Below are 13,200 nucleotides of genomic sequence, written 5' to 3'. Positions count from 1 at the left end.
CTGAAGGCGGGGGATTCCCAACCTCACGGTTGGGTTTTCCTGCTTCTTCTCCCGAAGGGAGGTTCCGACAGATGCCGCGCCGACTACCGCCGGTCCGGTCTTACTCCGTCTCCACAGGCAGCAACCGCCAGCCCGGCGGCCAGAATGTTCCATGCCGCGTTCACATCCCGGTCGTGGACAGTGCCGCACGGCTGGCACGTCCACTCCCTGACGTTCAGCGGCTTCTTCCCGTCCCGGTACCCACATGCCGAACAGGTCTGCGACGACGGGAAAAATCTGTCGACCACAACCAGTTTGCGGCCGTACCAGTCGGCCTTGTACGCCAGCATCCGACGCATCTCGCCCCACGCCGCATCCGAGATCGCTCGGGCCAGCGAGTGGTTGCGGACCATACCCGCGACGTTCAGGTCCTCGATCACGATCGTTTGGTTTTCGCGAACGAGTCGAGTGGTGACCTTGTGCAAATGGTCACGGCGCCGATCGGCGATCCGCGCGTAGATACGGGCGACCTTCTCCCGGGCCTTGGCGCGGTTCTTCGAGCCCTTCGCCTTGTGGGCAAGCTCCCGCTGTGCGCGGGCGAGACGTTCCTGGTCGCGCCGCTCGTGCTTCGGGTTGCTGACCTTCTTGCCATCCGAGAGAGTCAGCAGCGCGGTGATGCCCGCATCGATGCCGACCACGGCGCCCGTCGGGGGCGGTTCGCTGACCGTCGTCTCGACAAGGACCGACACGTGCCAGCGGCCCGCCGGGTCGCGGGACACGGTCACCATCGACGGTTCGGCTCCGTCGGGAAGCGGCCGGGACCAGACGATGCCCAGCGGGGCGGTCATCTTCGCGAGGGTGAGCTGACCGTCGCGCCAACGGAACGCCGACCGGGTGTACTCGGCGGACGGCCGGGACTTCCGCTTCGACTTGAAGGTCGGGTAGGCGGCGCGTTTCGCCCAGAAGTTGCTGAACGCCGTCTGGAGATGGCGCAGCGTCTGCTGGAGCGGAACGGACGACACCTCGCTCAGGAAGGCAAGTTCCTCGGTCTTCTTCCAGCCGGTCAGCATCGCCGACGTCTCCACGTAGGAGACACGGCGCTGTTCCTGTTGCCAGGCCCGGGTGCGTTTCTCCAAGGCCAGGTTGTAGACCTTCCGGACGCATCCGAACGTCCGGTTCAACTCGTCGGCCTGTTCGGGAGTCGGGTAGAAGCGGTAGCGGTACGCCCGCTTCACCACTTTCGACCGACTCATGCTCACATTCTACGGTATCGCCGTGTGAAAGGCGGTCTGCCCGTGTCCGTATCGCTTCGCTGTTTTTTCCCCGCCCTAAAGGACGGGGTTTCCACGGCGGTTCCCCGATGACGGGGGTGGGGAACACGACACCGGCGAGCGGGCCACCGCGCGGCGATGGGCGGCCGTCCGCCGGGCAGGCGGTGGGGACGGCAGAGGCGGCAGAGGCTGCGAGGGCGGCCGGCCCCGGCGGGGACGACCGTTACAAATGGGTGGCCCTGGCGAACACGACCGCTGCCATGTTCATGGCGGGGCTCGACGGATCCATCGTCATCATCGCCATGCCGTCGATCTTCCGTGGCATCGGCCTGGAGCCGCTGGCGCTGGGCAACGTCGGCTACCTGCTGTGGATGATCATGGGGTACAGCCTCGTCCAGGCCGTGCTCGTCGTCAGCCTCGGTCGCCTCGGCGACATGTTCGGCCGGGTCAGGATCTACAACGCCGGTTTCGTGGTGTTCACCATCGCCTCCGTCCTGCTGTCGTTCGACCCCTTCGACGGCGGCCACGGGGCGCTGTGGCTGATCGTCTGGCGGATGCTGCAGGCGGTCGGCGGGTCCATGCTGATGGCGAACTCGGCCGCGATCCTCACCGACGCGTTCCCCGCCGATCGGCGCGGTTTCGCGTTGGGCATCAACCAGGTCGCCTTCCTGGCCGGCCAGTTCGTCGGTCTGGTCGCGGGCGGGGTGCTGGCGGCCCTGGACTGGCGGGCGGTGTTCTGGGTCAACGTGCCGGTCGGCATCTTCGGGACGCTGTGGGCGTACCGCAAGCTCCGGGACACCGGCCATCGGGGAGAGGGCGGGCGCCTCGACCGGTGGGGCAACATCACGTTCGCGGCGGGTCTGGGCACGATCCTGGTCGCCATCACCAAGGGCATCCAGCCGTACCGGGATCACACCATGGGCTGGCTGAACCCCACGGTCATCGCCATGATTGCCAGTGGTGTTCTGCTGCTCGTGGCGTTCGTCGTGATCGAATGCCGGGTCGCCGAGCCGATGTTCGAGCTCAGCCTGTTCCGGATCCGGCCCTTCATCGCCGGCAGCATGGCGGGGCTCGCCGTCTCCGTCGCCCGCGGCGGGCTACAGTTCATGATGATCATCTGGTTGCAGGGGATCTGGCTGCCCCTGCACGGCTTCGACTACCACGACACGCCCTTCTGGGCCGGGATCTACCTGCTTCCGCTGACCGTCGGCGTCATCGTCGCGGGCCCGGTGTCCGGGCTCCTCTCCGACCGGGTCGGTGCCCGCGGCCTCGCCAGCGCCGGGATGCTCGTCTTCGGCGGCAGCTTCGTCGGCCTGATGCTGCTGCCCGTGGACTTCCCCTACTGGGCCTTCGCGCTGCTGATCGCCGCGAACGGGGTCGGCGGCGGCATGTTCAGCGCCCCCAACTCGTCGTCCATCATGGGCAGTGTGCCCGCGCACCAGCGTGGTGTCGCCTCGGGGATGCGATCGACCTTCCAGAACGCCGGTACGACGTTGTCGATCGGGGTGTTCTTCTCACTCATGATCGTTGGTCTGGCGGGCAGTCTTCCGGACGCGCTGACCAGTGGCCTGCAACAGCAGGGCGTGTCGTCTGACAGCGCACGTGAGGTCGCCGGCCTGCCGCCGGTGTCGTCGCTGTTCGCGGCCATTCTCGGGGAGAACCCGATCGGGCATCTGCTGGCGTCCACCGGTGCGCTGTCCGCGCTCTCGCCCGAACACCAGCAGATTCTCACCGGCAGGGAGTTCTTCCCGAACCTGATATCGGCACCTTTCCATCACGGTCTCGTGGTGGTGTTCGCGATGGCCGCCGTCCTGTCGCTGCTCGCCGCGTGCGCGTCGTTGCTGCGCGGTGGCCGTCCCCTCCAGTCGGTGCCCGCGGGGCAGATACCGCTGCCCGCAACCGAGCCGTCACCGAACGGAACGTCGGCGACAGACGGGGGACTGCCGGTCGGTGCCCCGTCGGCTTCCTCGACTCCGTCGGCTCGGCCAGCTCCACCGACCCGATCGGCCTCGCCGGCCTCGCCGGTCTCCGGGGAGCGTGGACCCGGCACGGACAGCGGCTGACCGAGCGGGGCACTACCCGGGTGGCCTGTCGTGCCCGGACGCGTACCGCGCACAATCACCGGCATGAGCACAGCGGGGGTTGACAGCGTCATCGCGGCCCAGCGGCAGTGGTCCGTGGCTGCGGAGAAGGCGAAACAGCGGATTCGCCGGGGCCGACAGGCGACCCTCGGGCTGGGCGTGACCGGCACGCTCCTGGTGACCGCTGCCGCGCAGGTCGACGGGGGCGTGGGCCGGGTACTGGCGGGGCTGGCCGCGGCCGCCCTGGCCAGCGCGCCGATCGTGGCCGGCTTCTTCGCCGGGCCCAACCACATCAGGACCTGGACGCAGTTACGTTCGGTGGCCGAAGCGCTGAAGGCCGAGATCTACACCTGTCTGGCCGGTGTCGCCCCCTACCACGGCCCGCCGGACGAGCGGGACCGCTGCCTGCTGGACCGCGGCGAGGCGATCCAGCAGGCAGCCGACATACTGCCACCGGCGGCACTGGTCAGCGGTTCGTCGCCGTCCTGGCGGTGGCCGGAGATCGACAGCCTCGACTCCTATGTGACCCACCGGGTCGACGACCAGATCGACTACTACGAGTCGCAGGCTGCCGTCGCCGAACGGCGCACCGCCCAGTTCCAGGGGGCAGGGCTGGTCGCGAGCCTCGCAGCCACGGTGCTCGGCGCGTTGGAGGCGGCCACGGGCGGGGCGGCGGTCACCGCCTGGGCGCCGGCGATCACCATGGTGGGGGCGTCGGTGGGCTCGTACGCGGCCGCTTCGCGGTACGAGGACGACGCCCGCGCCTACAAGCAGACCGCCCGCCGGCTGCGCTTCCTGCGGGACCGGTGGCGGCTGCCCGCCCCGGCCGGCACCTTCGCCGCCGAACGGGCCCAGCGGGACGCCGCGTTCGTCACGGACTGCGAGGATGCTATTGCCGTCGAGAACCAGGCGTGGACGGCCCGCTGGAACGCCGACACCCCCGCACCACTCGCCGGCCCGGCCGAACAGCCTGCCTGACCGCTCGGGGCCGAGCGCTGGTCCCCGGTGTCGCTAAGGCCGGTCCCGACCAGATCCTCACAGTCGGTGCGGTAGAGTTGACGTCGGCTTCAGCACGCCTGTCGATAATGACCGGTACGTGCCCGCGAGGGCTGCCGGCCGGAGGCGGGACGGCGCGTGGCACGGCCGCGGCCTCGGCCTTCGTGGGGACGGCAGGGCTGTCGGGAGTCGGGACGCTCCGGGGCCGGCCCGGGCCAGGCCGGCCCGGCTCAGTTGAAGCTGGCGATGGCCTCCTTTTCGTCGTCGAAGGTCTCGAAGACGGCGAGCAGCTGGGTGATCGCCAGAAGGTCCTGGATCTTGCTGGGCAGGTTGACGAGCTTGACCCGGCCACCCCGGTTCGTGGCGGTGGTGTAGGAGCTGACGAGCTCGCCGATGCCGGAGCTGTCGATGCCGGTGATGTCGGCGAAGTTGAGCAGGAGGTTGTGGTGGCCGTCCTCCAGTTCGCGGCGGACCGCGTCGCGAAGCTGGATGGAGCCCCCGTCGATGAGGATCCTGCCGGAGAGGTCGAGGACGGTGACATCGCCGTCCTGGCGGCGGGCGACGGAGAGCTGGGACATCGTGGTGTCCTTTCTGAGCTGTTTGACCAGAAGCACATCGCATCCCGGCGGGTCGGGGCGGTGGATGACGCGAAGGGCGTCTACGCCGTGGGAGATGAGGGTCAGCCCACGGCCCGAAGGCGTGAGGTTCACCGGGGCGTCGGCGGCCGGGGTGGGGGTGAAGCCCGGGCCTCGGTCGCCGACGGTCACGGTGATCCGGTGTGCGTCATGGGTGAGGAGCAGGCGAACCGGAGTGCCCGGGTCGAGGCGGTTGCCGTGGATCACCGCGTTGGCCACGGCTTCCCGTACCGCCAGGCCGAGCCGGTACCGGTCGTCCTCGTCCAGGGCCGACGCCGCGGCCAGGCATCGGGCCCGCTCCTCGGCGACGGCGACACTGGCCAGGACGGACGGCAGCTCGAGGACCTCGCGTTCCATGTCCGCCTCCCGTCGTCCGTCCGTGGCTGCCGGCAATCAGGACGACCGTCGACAGTCGGGACAATAAGTAATTTGAATTTTACTCAGAGTTGCAAGAGGTGTCTGTTTGGATCATGCGTGTCGGCGTGTGCGGGCGCTTTCCGGCCGAGGGAGCACGCCGTCGAGCGCGGTTCGTGCGACGGGACACGGGTTCATGCGACGGTGAACGGTGAGAGGCCGTACCGGCTGGTGTGTGCCTGTCGATGTGGTTCTAGAGTCAGCGGGTATGGCCGTAACGGTGAGCGTGAACGCAGTCACGGATGTGCCGCTGGACGCGGATGAGCTGACCGTTCGCCCGAGGGCGCGGGAGACGACCGCCGATGTGCTCACCGTCCTGCAACTGTGCGCGGCCGGCAGGTTGCGGTGCAGTGAGAAGACGCAGCGGCCCGCGGCCGCGACCGTCACCGCTGTCGCCGGCGTCCTCACCGGCGGGGACTTCTACCGCGAGGAGCCGATCGCCGCGTTCGCGTGGCCGCTGCTGGTGCAGGCCGGTGGCCTGGCCGAGATCGTCGGTGGGCGGCTGCAACTGACCACGCGGGGCCGGAGCGCGCTGGCCAAACCCGCGGCGGAGACGGTCCGTCACCTCTGGCGGCGCTGGATCGGCCATGCCGTGATCGACGAGATGAGCCGGATCGACGAGATCAAGGGCCAGCGGTCGGCGCGGGCACTGACCGCGGCGAGCCCCCGGCGCAAGGCCGTCGCCGCGGCGCTTGCGGCCTGCCCGCCCGGGGAGTGGATCGCGGTGGACGAACTGTTCGCCCGGATGCGGCGCGACGGCCCTCCGTTCGCGGTGGCGCGTGACGCCTGGAAGCTGTACCTCGAGGATCCGCAGTACGGCAGCCTGGGATACGACGGGTTCCACGACTGGCCGCTGTTGGAGGGCCGATACACCCTGTGCCTGCTGTTCGAATATGCGGGGACGCTCGGCCTGTTCGATCTCGAATATGGTGATCCGGTCAACGCCCGCGACGACTTCCACGCTAACTGGGGCGCTGACGGACTGGATTTTCTCAGCCGTTACGACGGCCTGAGCGCGGTCCGGCTGAACGCGCTCGGCGCATATGTGTTCGGGCTGTCCGAACGGTACGAACCAGAACCGGAAGGCAATGGCGGGCCGGGTCTGGCACTCCAGGTCCTGCCCAATCTGGACATCGTGGTCACCAGTGAGCTGAAGCCCGCGGACGAGATTTTCCTGGACGCCTATGGGCAGCGCGCCTCGGACCGTGTCTGGTCGCTGAGCCTTGCGTCGCTGCTGGCCGCGGTCGACGCGGGTCGCCCGCTGGACGACGCGCGGCAGTTTCTGGACGATCATGCCGAGCATGCCGTACCGGCCACCGTGACCAGGCTTTTCGAGGATGCGGTGGCCCGGGCCGGCCAGTTGCGTGACCTCGGGCTCGCGCGAGTGGTCGAATGCGCCGACCCGGCGATGGCCGCTCTCATCACCGCCGACCGTAAACTCCGCCGATTCTGCCGGCCGGTGGGGGAGCGCCATATCGCCGTACCGGTCCAGCACGAGGCCGACTTCCGCACCGTCCTCCGGAAACTGGGCTATGTCATCCCCACCAGCCCAACGGAGTAACGTCCCACTTCGCGGCGCATGGCGGCCCGTGGCCATCGGTTCAGACCGTGCACGGTCTCCCGGTTGCGGATTTCCCGCAGCCCTGGTGCCAGCTCGGCCTCGGTGAGGCAGCGGAACCCGCATCGCGCGTAGTAAGGGGCATTCCACGGTACGTGTACGAACGTGGTGAGGGTCAGCGCTGGTATGGCCTCGGCAGCCGCGTGATCAGCGATGTGTTCGATCAGTGCCCGCCCCACCCCGCGGCGGGCGCTGTCCGGCCGCACCGATACCTGCTCGATGTGCATGTTGCCGTCGACGAGGTCCGTGATCAGGTAGGCGACCAGACGGCCGGTCCCGTCTGCGGTACCCCAGGCATGGCCGGCCCGCTGATAGAGCGCGAGTTCGTCGACGGTGAGCGGCTCGTCGTCGGCGATCTCGGGCATGCCGATGTCGCGGAACCACCGGCCAGCGGCACGCTCGATGTCCTGGAGCACTGACAGTTCCTCGAACCGGACCGGTCGGATGCGCACGGATTCATTGTCACCATCGTGGAAGATCCCTGCGCGAGCGGAGTCATGCCCTCCGGGTGCGGGGACCGATGCCACGACCGATGCCACGACCGATGCCACGACCGGTGCGGGGATGGCGGTGGCGCTGGGATAAAGTCCGGCGCCGTATGCGTGCGCCGTGTAGTTGATGGGCCGGCTGCCGGCGCGGGTGGCCTCTCCCCGCCGTGATCCGACCATGATCCGGGACGGCGCCCGGCGGTGGCCGTGATTCGGTGCATGGTGCATGGTGCATGGTGCGGGAGGCGGGTCAGTGGTGTCCGAAGAAGCCGGCGGACGATCCAGGGGAGAAGGCTTCGGGAAGGGCAGGGATTCCCTGGAAGTCGAGGAAGCCGGGGAAACCGAGGATGCCGGGGAGCGGGGAGAAGGCAGGTCTCGGGGAGAAGGCGGGTCCCGGAGGCGGGAAGGCTGGGGACGGCGACCCGTTCGCGGGCCTGATCCTTGACAACGACTTCGTCGCCGGGGCGACGGCCTACGAAGCGCCGGCGCGGACCCGGGCCGCCGTCGCCCGCTTCGGGCCACGACCGATCCGGGGCGGCCACGTTCATCGGGTGGGCCGCTCGGATCCCGCCGGCCACGTCGGTTCCGCAGTCGTGGGCTGGTCGCGGCCCTGGCCGTGGCCGGCGTCGGAATTCTGCTTGTGGCCGGTTACGCGGTCGTCCGCATGGGCGACGGTGCCGCATCGGCCGACACCACCGCCGCCGGCGGGCCGTCATCCTCCGCGAGCGCGAGCCCTGACCAGCCCGAGCTCAACAGGTGGTCGTTCGACCGTGGGCGCTGCTACATCTGGAATCAGGAGGATCGCATATCGGATGCGGACGAAGTGCCCTGTGCGTCACCACACCTGTTCGAGGCCGTCAGGAAGCTGGATATTGCCTCCGACTATCCTGCTGACAGCGCCTATCCGACCGAGACACAGTGGGATGAGATCAACGATCGTTACTGTAATCCGGTGGCGCGTGATTTCCTCGGCTATCCGCTCGACCCGTACGGTCGTTTCGCGAGTGGAATCGTCCGTCCCACCCGGTTCGGCTGGGAATCAGGTGACCGGGCATTGGTGTGGGCTGTCCGCCGCCACCAGCGTTGCCGCCCCGAATCGGTTTGTTCCCTTCACCGGTGTGGTCGAGGGCGCCGGCCAGGCACAGGTCTATCCCCCTGGAACGTGCCTGGAGCTGACGGCGACCGAAACCAAAGGTGAGATTCCCTGCGGTGCTTCCCACCAGGCGGAGGTCACCGGAACAGCCACCCTGCCCAACACCGCGGACAGCCAGCCTCCGTCCGATGCGGCCTTCGAGGAACTGGCCGGCTCGCGCTGCCAGGAGATGGCCAGCATCATCGATGGGCGCCGGTTGCCGAAGAAGATCGGCGCAATTTTGTCGTTTGTACGCTGACGCGGCCGAAAAGCATACAAAACAACAAAATTTCGCTGATCATGGTCTGGGTGGCGGATGCCCTCCAGGATGCGGCACAGCCCGGTGAGTACCGCGTTGAGGAACATCCCGCCGGAGAGCGCGACCTCTCCCAGGCCGTTGCGTACACGCAACGCGGCCGCGGTGGACACCACCGCGTCGGCCACCGCGCGGTGGAAGCGCGCCGCGATCACTGCCGCCACTGCCGCGCAGACCCCGGCCAGCACGTCGGCGGCCGCGGCCAGCACGTCGGAGGCTGCGGGGCCACCACCGGAGCCGCGTCGAGCTCACGGCCGCCGGGCCTGGATGTGAACGCGTACCTGCGGCCGTCCACATTGGCCTGAGCCGATGGGGAGGGAGCGGCGAGAGCTCCGTGACAGATATGCTCGAATGATGGATGTATCCGCCCTGGCCGGTGGCACGGTGACTGGGCGTGGCCGGGTGGACAAGCGGGAGGCGATTCTCGCCGCCGCGTTCGAGGTGTTCGCCCGCAAGGGGTACGAGGGTGCGAACGTCGATCTCATCGCGAGCGAGGCCGGGGTGGCCAAGCCGACCCTCTACAACCATCTTGGCAGCAAGGAGAAGCTGTTCCGGCTGGTGATGGTCGACGCGGCGGTCCGGGCGAACGCCCGCACCCTCGCCGTGCTCAGGAACTTCCCGACCGAGCCGGCCGACCTTGTCGGTGAGCTGGGTGCCGTCGCCGACGGGCTGGCGGCGTGCGTCTGCGACGAGCAGTCGGTGGCCGCCCGCCGTCTGATGTATATGGAGTCCGGTCGTTTCCCCGACCTGTTCCGGACGATGTGGGCCTCCGGCGAAGAGGTGATCGAGGCGTTGGCCGGCCGGATGGCCCGGCTGGCGCACGCCGGCTACCTGGAGATCATCGACCCCGCGACGGCCGCCACCCAGTTCGTCGGTCTCGTCCTGGGAGACCTGCCGCTGCTGACGGTCTTCGCCCCGGACACCGTGACCTCCGCCCACCGCGACCAGATCGCAGCCGCCGGCGTGGCCACCTTCCTACGCGCCTTCGCCCACCGCCCACCGAAGTGAACGGACGCCCTGTTCGCTGAACGTGTCCGTCCATCCGGGGCCTGCCGGGAGACACGTCGGGGTGGTATCACGTCCCGGCCCGGGCGCAGGTCTTCGGCGACCTCATCGAAACCGCCTACAACCTGCACCGCACGGAGCAGCCGGTGCGAACAGCAGAATATGCCGCGAGGCAGCCGGGATGCCCGCGGCGGATCGGTGACGGAAGGGGATTCCTCCATGACGTTTCAGGTGACGTTCGACTGCGCGGATCCCGTGGCGTTGTCGGCGTTCTGGGCCGAGGCGCTCAGTTATGAGGTCCAACCGCCGCCGCCGGGCTTCGACAGTTGGCCGGCGTTCCTCGCGGCGCAGGGCGTACCGCAGGAGCGGTGGAACTCGGCGGCGGCGATCGTCGATCCAGCCGGTGTGGGGCCACGGGTGTTCTTCCAGTGCGTTCCGGAACCGAAGACGGCAAAGAACCGCGTGCATCTGGACCTTCATTCCGGCGGCGGTCTTGACGTTCCCCTCGACGTACGGCGCGCGCGGACGGAGCAAGCCGCGGTTCGGCTGGAGAAGCTCGGCGCGACCAGGATCGAGGCCGTGGAGGAACTCGGCGTCTACTGGGTGGTGATGCGCGACCCGGAGGGAAACGAGTTCTGCGCCTGAGCAGCCGTCCACCGAGGGCCGGCCCTTGTCCGTCCTCGGCTTCTGCTCACTTGCTGGTTACGCGCGGGCCCGCATCTTCATGATTATGGATTCCCGTCGCTGTTGCGGGATCAGGGGTTTGGTTGGTTGAGCGGTAGGCGGCGGCGTGTTCGAGGAGGATGGCCTGCAACTGGCGGACGGCGGTGGGGAGGTGGCGGGTGCGGCGACGCTGGATGACCAGGATGACGGTCGCGTCGTCGGTTTCCAGCGGGCGGTGGGTGATGATGCCGCTGCGTTCGAGCGGGTCACCCGCGACGCTGTAGTCGGGCGGGATGGTCACCCCGAGGCCCTGGGCGACCATGAGCTTGCCCATCTCCACGCCGTCGGTGGAGTAGGAGAACGTCGGCGGCTTGTCGCGGAAGAGCCGGTGGACGTACCGGTGCATGACATAGCCGGAGCGCATGGCGATGAACGGCTCGCTGAGCAGCTGCTGGGGACTGACGGCCGGCAGCCCGGCGAGCGGGCTGTCGGTGCGGCAGCACAGCACGGCCCGGCCGCGGAAGAGCTCGACGGTCTCCAGCTCGGGGGCGACGTCGTCGCCGTCCATCAGGTTGACCAGGCCAAGGTCGAGGCCGCCGTCGAGGAGCAGGCGGTGGATGTCGGCCTGCTGGGTGTTGACGATCTCCACCTGCGTCGTGGGGTAAGCAGCGTGGAAGTCGCGCATGGCGGGGGTGACCAGCGGCACGGTGGCGGCGTTGACCGTGCCGATCCGGATCATGCGGCTGGAGCGCTGCTGGTCGCCGGCGGCGGCACGCAGCCGGTCGACCGACTCCAGGACGTCGATGATGTAGGGCAGCAGCTCGCCGCCGGTCGCGCTGATCGTGGCGCCGGTGCGGCGGCGGTCGAGGAGCGTCACGCCGAGCTCCCGCTCAAGGTTGCGGATGGTCTCGCTCAGCGCCGGCTGCGACATGTGCAGCGCCTCGCTGGCGGCCCGCATCGACCCGAGACGGGTGACCGCGGCGACGCACTCCAGCTGTTCGATCCGCACCTGGCCCTTCCCACCCTCGACGCCGTGACAGGGTCGCCCTATCGCACCCTCGTCGACGCCTGGTTGACCGTCGCTACCCGTGAAGGCACACTCGACACCATGTCGATGGACATTATAGGGATTGTCGGGCGCGGCCGGCTGTCCGTCGACGTGTGCGGCTGTACGGCCGCCGTCCTGAATCGGCGGTCGTGTCACCGTCCCGAGCGATGTGGGTGTCGCGCCACCGGTTAGTGGTGTCACTCACACCGGCCGCCCGGCCGATCATTTGATCGGTCCCATGAGGGTCAGGCGTCCTCCGAGCAGCCATCTGACCGTAACCGTCGTAGGCGGCAGCCGGAAGAAATCCTCGTAGCAGTCTTCGCAGGAAATCTTCGTGAGAAACCATGCGAGAAATCGGCCCACACGCGGCATAAATGATATTACCGCCGGTTGGGCCGCGCAGCCGTTCACAGGGCAGGGAGAACTGCATGTCCGACGCCGTCGAAACGGGTCGTGAGCCCGTGAAGTTCGCCTACTGGGTGCCGAACGTCAGCGGCGGCCTGGTGGTGAGCAGAATCGAACAGCGTACCGACTGGGGGTACGAGTACAACCGGAAGCTGGCCGTCCTGGCCGAGAACAACGGGTTCGACTACGCCCTGAGCCAGGTCCGCTACATCGCCTCCTACGGCGCGGCCTACCAGCACGAGTCGACGGGGTTCAGCCTGGCGCTGCTGCTGGCCACCCAGCGGCTGAAGGTGATCGCGGCGATCCACCCGGGGCTGTGGCACCCGGGCGTGCTGGCCAAGTTCATCGCCACCGCCGACCAGCTCTCCGGCGGCCGGGCTGCGGTCAACGTCGTCAGCGGCTGGTTCAAGGACGAGTTCACCAAACTCGGTGAGCCCTGGCTGGAACACGACGAACGGTACCGGCGCAGCGAGGAGTTCATCCGTGTGCTGCGCGAGATCTGGACCAGCGACCACGCCGAATTCAACGGCGACTTCTACCGCCTGCACAACTTCGACCTGCGGCCCAAGCCCATCGAGGGGCCCGGCCGGCCGCATCCGGAGATTTTCCAGGGCGGCAACTCGACATCCGCCCGGGCGATGGCCGGCCGGGTTTCGGACTGGTATTTCAGCAACGGTAAGGATCTCGACGGTGTCAGTGAGCAGATCGCCGACGTCAACGCCGAGGCGGCGCGGCACAGGCGGCGGGTGCGTTTCGGGCTGAACGCCTTCCTGATCGCCCGCGACACCGACGCCGAGGCCCGCGAGGTACTACGGGAGATCATCGCGAAGGCCGACCGGGATGCTGTCGAGGGTTTCGGAGCGGCGGTCAGACAGGCCGGCCAATCGACCGCCGACAAGAAGGGAATGTGGCAGGACTCGGAGTTCGACGACCTGGTCCAGTACAACGACGGTTTCCGCACCGGCCTCATCGGCACGCCGGAACGGATCGCCGAACGCATCGTCGCCTACAAGAAGCGCGGTGTGGACCTGCTGCTGCTCGGCTTCCTGCACTACCTCGAAGAGGTGGAGTACTTCGGACACCGGGTGCTACCGCTCGTGCGCGAGCTCGAAGCCGACGCCGCCGACCGCGGCGAGCTGGTCCGGGAAG

The 13,200-nt window shown here is 68.5% G+C and carries 10 protein-coding genes and 2 pseudogenes; 7 read left to right on the top strand and 5 right to left on the bottom strand.

Annotation, left to right across the window (positions count from 1 at the left end; genetic code table 11):
* Nucleotides 1–83: 83 nt before the first annotated feature.
* Nucleotides 84–1,232, bottom strand: coding sequence for an RNA-guided endonuclease InsQ/TnpB family protein (locus CM1CMNOD_RS15845; protein ID WP_043603885.1), 1,149 nt, complete (start codon nucleotides 1,230–1,232; stop codon nucleotides 84–86).
* 107 nt (nucleotides 1,233–1,339) lie between these two features.
* Here CM1CMNOD_RS15845 and CM1CMNOD_RS15840 point away from each other — a divergent pair, with 107 nt between their 5' ends.
* Both CM1CMNOD_RS15840 and CM1CMNOD_RS15835 read left to right on the top strand, forming a co-directional pair.
* A complete protein-coding gene (locus CM1CMNOD_RS15840; protein WP_013874603.1) occupies nucleotides 1,340–3,313 on the top strand; it encodes an MFS transporter in 1,974 nt (657 codons plus the stop codon).
* A gap of 63 nt (nucleotides 3,314–3,376) precedes the next feature.
* The gene (locus CM1CMNOD_RS15835; RefSeq protein ID WP_043603883.1) at nucleotides 3,377–4,309 is read left to right on the top strand and encodes a DUF4231 domain-containing protein; all 933 of its coding nucleotides are present in this window, start codon (nucleotides 3,377–3,379) and stop codon (nucleotides 4,307–4,309) included.
* A gap of 248 nt (nucleotides 4,310–4,557) precedes the next feature.
* On the opposite strand, the gene CM1CMNOD_RS22515 is transcribed toward CM1CMNOD_RS15835, so the two are convergent.
* Nucleotides 4,558–5,319, bottom strand: coding sequence for an ATP-binding protein (locus CM1CMNOD_RS22515; RefSeq protein ID WP_013874601.1), 762 nt, complete (start codon nucleotides 5,317–5,319; stop codon nucleotides 4,558–4,560).
* 265 nt (nucleotides 5,320–5,584) lie between these two features.
* Here CM1CMNOD_RS22515 and CM1CMNOD_RS15820 point away from each other — a divergent pair, with 265 nt between their 5' ends.
* Entirely contained in the window at nucleotides 5,585–6,937 is a 1,353-nt protein-coding gene (locus CM1CMNOD_RS15820) for a helicase-associated domain-containing protein (protein ID WP_013874600.1), read from the top strand.
* On the opposite strand, the gene CM1CMNOD_RS15815 is transcribed toward CM1CMNOD_RS15820, so the two are convergent.
* On the bottom strand, nucleotides 6,907–7,446 hold the full coding sequence (locus CM1CMNOD_RS15815; protein ID WP_043606872.1) for a GNAT family N-acetyltransferase: 540 nt from the start codon (nucleotides 7,444–7,446) through the stop codon (nucleotides 6,907–6,909). The genes CM1CMNOD_RS15820 and CM1CMNOD_RS15815 overlap by 31 nt on opposite strands.
* Nucleotides 7,447–8,146: 700 nt before the next feature.
* Between CM1CMNOD_RS15815 and CM1CMNOD_RS24510 the strand changes: the two are divergent.
* A pseudogene (locus tag CM1CMNOD_RS24510) lies at nucleotides 8,147–8,873 on the top strand (septum formation family protein).
* Between the two features lie 86 nt (nucleotides 8,874–8,959).
* Here the strand turns inward: CM1CMNOD_RS24510 and CM1CMNOD_RS24505 are convergent.
* Nucleotides 8,960–9,085, bottom strand: a pseudogene (locus CM1CMNOD_RS24505) (carbamoyltransferase HypF); the annotation flags it as partial.
* Between the two features lie 229 nt (nucleotides 9,086–9,314).
* Between CM1CMNOD_RS24505 and CM1CMNOD_RS15800 the strand changes: the two are divergent.
* Both CM1CMNOD_RS15800 and CM1CMNOD_RS15795 read left to right on the top strand, forming a co-directional pair.
* The gene (locus CM1CMNOD_RS15800) at nucleotides 9,315–9,938 is read left to right on the top strand and encodes a TetR/AcrR family transcriptional regulator (protein ID WP_242625463.1); all 624 of its coding nucleotides are present in this window, start codon (nucleotides 9,315–9,317) and stop codon (nucleotides 9,936–9,938) included.
* Between the two features lie 216 nt (nucleotides 9,939–10,154).
* Nucleotides 10,155–10,580: a VOC family protein gene (locus CM1CMNOD_RS15795; protein WP_013874596.1), complete on the top strand. Its 426-nt coding sequence runs from the start codon at nucleotides 10,155–10,157 to the stop codon at nucleotides 10,578–10,580.
* A gap of 46 nt (nucleotides 10,581–10,626) precedes the next feature.
* Here CM1CMNOD_RS15795 and CM1CMNOD_RS15790 read toward each other — a convergent pair whose 3' ends face one another.
* Nucleotides 10,627–11,607: a LysR family transcriptional regulator gene (locus CM1CMNOD_RS15790; protein ID WP_013874595.1), complete on the bottom strand. Its 981-nt coding sequence runs from the start codon at nucleotides 11,605–11,607 to the stop codon at nucleotides 10,627–10,629.
* 467 nt (nucleotides 11,608–12,074) lie between these two features.
* Between CM1CMNOD_RS15790 and sfnG the strand changes: the two genes are divergently transcribed.
* A partial coding sequence (gene sfnG / locus CM1CMNOD_RS15780; RefSeq protein WP_131774063.1) for a dimethylsulfone monooxygenase SfnG occupies nucleotides 12,075–13,200 on the top strand: 1,126 nt, incomplete at its 3' end.

This window comes from Protofrankia symbiont of Coriaria myrtifolia (assembly GCF_900634755.1).
Lineage (GTDB): Bacteria > Actinomycetota > Actinomycetes > Frankiales > Frankiaceae > Protofrankia > Protofrankia coriariae.
Note: the sequence above shows the minus strand (reverse complement) of the source record. Positions and strands in the feature narration are given on the sequence as shown.